This is a genomic window from Sphingomonas sp. (assembly GCF_036677245.1).
Taxonomy (GTDB): domain Bacteria; phylum Pseudomonadota; class Alphaproteobacteria; order Sphingomonadales; family Sphingomonadaceae; genus Allosphingosinicella.
This window is the reverse complement of record NZ_JAKFCG010000115.1, coordinates 1-5,404: the sequence shown is the minus strand read 5'-3', so window position 1 is coordinate 5,404 and position 5,404 is coordinate 1. Positions and strand designations below refer to the sequence as shown.

The window sequence follows — 5,404 nt, the reverse complement described above, 5'->3', positions numbered from 1 at the left end:
CGCTGCCTGCCCTTACCCGGCGGTGATGTCTGGCGCGTCCTCGGCCTTCATGCCGATGACGTTATAGCCGCCGTCGACGTGATGGATTTCGCCGGTCACGCCCGACGCCAGATCCGACAACAGGTAGAGGCCGGCGCCGCCGACGTCCTCGATCGTGACGTTGCGGCGAAGCGGGCTGTTATATTCGTTCCACTTGAGGATGTAGCGGAAGTCGCCGATCCCGCTCGCGGCGAGCGTCTTGATCGGCCCGGCCGACACCGCATTGACCCTGATGGCTTCGCGGCCAAGGTCCATCGCGAGATATTTGACGCTGGCCTCGAGCGCGGCTTTCGCGACCCCCATGACGTTATAATGCGGGATCACCTTTTCCGCGCCGTAATAAGTGAGGGTTAGCAGGCTTCCGCCATTGGGCATCATCGCGCGCGCGCGCTGCGCCACGGCGGTGAAGCTGTAGACCGAGATGTTCATCGTCATCAGGAAGTTTTCGAGGCTGGTGTCGACATAGCCTCCACGAAGCTCGTTCTTGTCCGAAAACCCGATCGCGTGAACGACGAAGTCGATCGTCTCCCAGCGCGCGCTGAGATCGGCGAACATGCGGTCGAGGTCGCGCATGTCGGCGACGTCGCATTCGATCAGGAAATCGGCGCCGAGCTCCTCGGCGAGCGGGCGCACGCGCTTTTCGAGCGCCTCGCCCTGATAGCTGAACGCCAGCTCGGCGCCCTGCGCGGCGAGCGCCTTGGCGATCCCCCAGGCCAGCGACCGGTCGTTGGCGAGCCCCATGATCAAGCCGCGCTTGCCCGCCATCAAACCACTCATCTTGCCCCCTCCGCTTTGACCTTCCTGCGTTCCTTTACAGTCGGCCTGGGGGTTTCGGCCAGCGCCGCGTTGAGATGCGCGCCGAGCACCAGCCCAAGCCCGATCACGAAAAAGAAGATCAGCGCGATCATCACGCCGGCGAGGCTGCCGTAGGTCAGGTCGTAGCCGCCGAGGCTGGCGAGCACGACCGGCAGCAAGGCGGTGGTCGCGAGCCACCACAAGGTGACCAGCGCCGGACCGGGCCACTTCTGGCACTCGGAGTTGCGGTAGCGCTTGGGCGTCAGCGACAGGAAGATCAGGTAAAGCGAGCCGAACAGCATCAGGCCCGGCACGACGCGGAACACGGTGAACAGCGACACCACCTCGTGTGCGCCCGGCAGCAGGGCGAGGGCGAATTGCTGGACACCAGACAGCAGCACCGAAAGGGTGAAGGCGATCAGCGCGATCACCACCGAGCCGATGATGATGCCCATCGAGCCGAGCCGATATTCCCAGAACGGCCGCGTGTAGGTGACGCCGTAGGCACGGCGGATGATGTCGCGGATCGTCTCGATGAAGCTGCCCGTCGTCCACAGGCCGACCAGCGCCCCCACCCACAAAAGATTGCCCGAGCGCGCCGTGAGCACGTCCTTGATAGGCGTCGCGAGCACGTGCGCGACGTCGGGCGGCATCGTCTGCAGGAGCGCGATCACGGTCCGCATCCCGCCTTCCGACTGGCCGAATATCCGCGCCACGGCCGCAGCGACGATGATGAACGGAAACAGGGTCAGCAGCGACAGATAGGCGAGATTGCCGGCGTGGATGAAACCGTCGTTGTAGACGCCGATCGCGACCCTTTTGACCACCTTGAACGTCCGCGAGCCGCTTTCACTCTCCTCGGCTTCGGATTCTCCCTCGGCGAGGCGCTTGCGCCGCTCCTCGGGGGACTCAGGGGAGATGTTCGTCACAGTGAACTAGACGCCCAGCCCTGCCCTCGGGTTTCCTTTGCCGCGCCGGCTCCAGCCTTGGACGAACGCCTCGAGCTCAGAATCGTCCGCTGGTATGTCGATCATCAACGTCACCAGCTGGTCGCCGCGCTTGCCGTCCTTGGCGTGGAAACCCTTGCCCTTGAGGCGCAGCACCTTGCCCGAGCTCGAGCCCTTGGGGACGCTCAGCATCACCGCGCCATCGACGGTCGGCACCTTGACCTTGGCGCCGAGCACCGCCTCGTCGAGCGAGATCGGCAGGTCGAGCCTGACATCGTCGCCCTCGCGCCTGAAGAAACGGTGCGGGGCGATCGAGATCGTGACGATCGCGTCGCCGGCGCCGCCCGGCCCCTCCTGGCCCTGGCCGCTGAGGCGGATCTTGGTGCCATCCTCGACGCCCTTGGGCAGCTTGATGTCGATCGTCTTGCCGCCGGACAGCACCACCCTTTGCTGCTTGAGCGCAGCGGCATCCTCGAACGGTACCGACAGGCGGTAGCCGGTGTCGGCGCCGCGCGCCGGCGGGGCCTGGCGACGCCCACCGAACGCTCCTCCGGCAAAGCCGCCGCGACGGCCGCCGCCTCCGCCGCCGAACAGGCCTTCGAACATTTCGGAAAGATCGACCTCCTCGCCGGCGTGGAAGTCGCCGCCGCCGGGGCCGCGGCCGAACCCGCCGCCGAACGGCCCGCCGCCCGCTCCCGGCCGCGGTCCGCCCTGGCCGTAGCCGAACGGCGCCTTGGGGTTGCCGTCCTCGTCGATCTCGCCGCGGTCATATTGCGCGCGCTTGTCCTTGTCGGTCAGGATGTCATAGGCCTGGGTGACCTTCGAGAAACGCTCGGTGGCCTTGGGATTGTCCTTGTTCCGATCGGGGTGCAGCTCCTTCGCGAGCTTGCGATAAGCCTTCTTGATGTCGGCCTCGTCCGCCCCACGCGCCACGCCCAATTGTGAATATAGGTCCGCCATCCCGGTCTCGTTCTTCCACCCTGCCGCAAATGTCCATCGTTGCCGCTGCGGCCGGCTGATGCCACAGCTGTTGCAGATGGGTCGCGGACCCGCCCGCTGCAAGCCATGCTTGTGCGCAATGGCGACTAACGGCAAGAGCGCTGGATGGACGCAAACCCTCCAGAGATCGCGGCGGACCCGCACCTGCTGTTCGACGCATGGCTCGCCGAGGCGCAGGGGACGGAGCCGAACGATCCCAGCGCGATGGCGCTCGCCACCGCCGACGCGCAAGGGCGGCCGTCGGTGCGGATGGTGTTGCTCAAGGGGCACGATCCGCGCGGCTTCGTCTTCTACACCAACCTCGACAGCCGGAAGGGCGGCGAGCTCGCCGAAAATCCCCGCGCGGCCCTGCTCTTCCATTGGAAATCGCTGCGCCGCCAGGTGCGCATCGAAGGCGGAATCGAGCCGGTGAGCGACGCGGAGGCCGACCTCTATTTCGCAAGCCGCGCACGCGATTCGCAGCTCGGCGCCTGGGCATCGGACCAGTCGCGGCCGCTCGAGCGGCGGGCTTTGTTCGAGCAACGCTACGAAGCGACGCGCGCCCGGTTCGAGGGCCATGACGTGCCGCGCCCGCCGCGCTGGTCGGGCTTTCGCGTGCTCGCCGAGCAGATCGAATTCTGGAGCGACCGGCCGCACCGGCTCCACGAGCGCCGCCTGTTCGTGAGCAACGGCGAAGGCTGGAGCGAGACCTTGCTGTTTCCATGAGCGGCGCCCGATGAGCACAGCAGCGCACGCCGAGCAGCATTTGACGCACGCCCGGCTGACCGCGCGCGCGGCCTATGCCAGCGTCGCCACCGCCGCTTTCCTGCTCATCCTCAAGGCCTATGCTTCCTATCAGACCGGCTCGGTGGCGATGCTCGGCTCGCTCGCCGACACCGGGCTCGACCTGCTTGCCTCGCTGATCACGCTCTACGGCGTGCGGCTCGCCGCGCTGCCCGCCGACCGCGACCACCGCTTCGGCCACGGCAAGGCGGAAGCGCTCGCCGCGTTGTTCCAGGTGTTCATGATCGCCTTCTCGGCCGCCGCGATCGGCTGGCGGGCGGTGACGCAGCTCGTCGCGGGCGGGACGACGACCGAGGCCGGCCTCGGCATCACGGTTTCGCTGGTCGCGATCGGCGCGACCTTCGCCTTGCTCTTCTACCAGCGCCGGGTCATCGCCCGCACCGGCTCCGTCGCGATCGAGACCGACCATATCCATTATCAGAGCGACCTGCTGTTGAACCTTGCCGTGATCGCAGCGCTCGCGCTCGATCAATATGCCGGCCTCAGCGGCGCCGACCCATTGCTCGGCATCGCCATCGCCTTGTGGCTCGGCTGGGGGGCGTGGGCCGCGTCGGGGCGCGCGATCGATCAATTGATGGACAAGGAATGGCCGCAAGAGAAGCGCCAGCGCCTGCTGGCGGTCGCGGCGCGCCATCCGGCGCTGAGCGGCATCCATGACCTGCGCACGCGCACCAGCGGCTCGCGCGACTTCGTCCAGTTCCACGTCTATGTCGAGCCGGGCATGACCGTCGCCGCCGCGCACGAGGTGATGGACCAGGTCGAGGAGGAGCTCGCCGCCGAATTCCCCGGCGCGGAGATCTTGATCCACCTCGACCCCGAAGGGCATGTCGACCACCCCGGCGACACATTGGTGGAAACCGACGAGACTCCCCTCGGCGAGGAGCCACGATGACCGATCTCAAATTCGTCCAGGTCGACGCCTTCGCCGATCGTCCGTTCACCGGCAACCCGGCTGCGGTGATGCCGCTCGAGCAATGGCTGCCCGACGAGATGCTGCAGGCTATCGCGATGGAGAATAATCTCAGCGAGACCGCGTTCACCGTCAGGGCAAGCGGCTCGGACGACGACGGCGCCGATTACGAGCTTCGCTGGTTCACCCCGACCGTCGAGGTGGTGCTCTGCGGCCATGCCACCCTGGCCAGCGGCCATGTCCTGATCGAGGGCGATCGCATCCGTTTCCGCACCCGCAAGGCCGGGCTGCTCGAGGTCGCGCGCGAGGGCGAGGGTTACGCCTTGTCGCTGCCGGCGTGGAAACCCGAGCCCGGGCCGCTGCCCGAGATCGTCGCGGCGCTCGGCTGCCGTCCGCTCGAGACCTTGTGGCATCCCTTGCGCTACGCCGTGGTCCGCGTCGGCAGCGAGGATGAAGTGCGCGCGCTCGCACCCGATTTCGCCGCGCTCGCGAAAGAAGGCGACGTGCTGACCATCGTCACCGCACCGGGCAGGACCAGCGACATCGTCAGCCGAGTCTTCGCGCCGGGCGCCGGCATCGACGAGGATCCGGTCACCGGCGCCGCGCACGCGGTGCTGGTCCCTTATTGGGCCGAGCAGCTCGGCCGAACCAGCTTCACCGCCTTCCAGGCGAGCAGGCGCGGCGGCCATCTGACCTGCCGGCTCGAGGCCGACCGGGTGATCCTCGGCGGCAGATGCGTCACGGTGATCGAAGGCGTGCTGCGGATCTGACAATCGGCGGTCGCCTCCGCGCACACGGGGCCCGCCTCAGGCCAGCATTCGCTCGAGCGCGTCGAGGATCGGCGCCTTGCTCGGCAGGATCTTCTCGCGCGCCTGCGCCAAGGTGAACCAGGCGGCGCGGTCGACCTCGGGAAAGTCGCGCAGCTTGCCGC

6 protein-coding genes are annotated in these 5,404 nt (G+C 67.5%); 3 read left to right on the top strand and 3 right to left on the bottom strand.

Annotated features, from left to right (window positions below; all coding sequences use genetic code 11):
* Positions 1 to 12 precede the first annotated feature (12 nt).
* From fabI to V6M48_RS11970, 3 genes are read right to left on the bottom strand one after another with little or no spacing between them, the layout of a single operon-like run.
* Positions 13 to 816, bottom strand: coding sequence for an enoyl-ACP reductase FabI (gene fabI, locus V6M48_RS11980; protein ID WP_332812757.1), 804 nt, complete (start codon positions 814 to 816; stop codon positions 13 to 15).
* Positions 813 to 1,763, bottom strand: a complete 951-nt coding sequence (locus V6M48_RS11975; RefSeq protein WP_332812756.1) for a YihY/virulence factor BrkB family protein — start codon at positions 1,761 to 1,763, stop codon at positions 813 to 815. Before V6M48_RS11975 ends, fabI begins: the two co-directional genes overlap by 4 nt.
* 6 nt (positions 1,764 to 1,769) lie before the next feature.
* Positions 1,770 to 2,741, bottom strand: a complete 972-nt coding sequence (locus tag V6M48_RS11970; RefSeq protein WP_332812755.1) for a DnaJ C-terminal domain-containing protein — start codon at positions 2,739 to 2,741, stop codon at positions 1,770 to 1,772.
* 144 nt (positions 2,742 to 2,885) lie between these two features.
* On the opposite strand from V6M48_RS11970, the gene pdxH reads away from it, so the two are divergent.
* Genes pdxH through V6M48_RS11955 form a run of 3 tightly spaced genes read left to right on the top strand, consistent with a single transcriptional unit; the run spans position 2,886 to position 5,243 of the window.
* Complete coding sequence (gene pdxH, locus V6M48_RS11965) at positions 2,886 to 3,485, top strand: pyridoxamine 5'-phosphate oxidase (RefSeq protein WP_332812754.1); 600 nt, start codon at positions 2,886 to 2,888, stop codon at positions 3,483 to 3,485.
* A 10-nt stretch (positions 3,486 to 3,495) separates the two neighbouring features.
* The gene (locus V6M48_RS11960) at positions 3,496 to 4,455 is read left to right on the top strand and encodes a cation diffusion facilitator family transporter (protein WP_332812753.1); all 960 of its coding nucleotides are present in this window, start codon (positions 3,496 to 3,498) and stop codon (positions 4,453 to 4,455) included.
* Positions 4,452 to 5,243 carry a PhzF family phenazine biosynthesis protein gene (locus V6M48_RS11955; protein WP_332812752.1) on the top strand — a complete coding sequence of 264 codons (792 nt, stop codon included), beginning with the start codon at positions 4,452 to 4,454 and terminating at the stop codon, positions 5,241 to 5,243. The genes V6M48_RS11960 and V6M48_RS11955 overlap by 4 nt, the downstream gene beginning before the upstream one ends.
* Positions 5,244 to 5,404 lie beyond the last annotated feature (161 nt).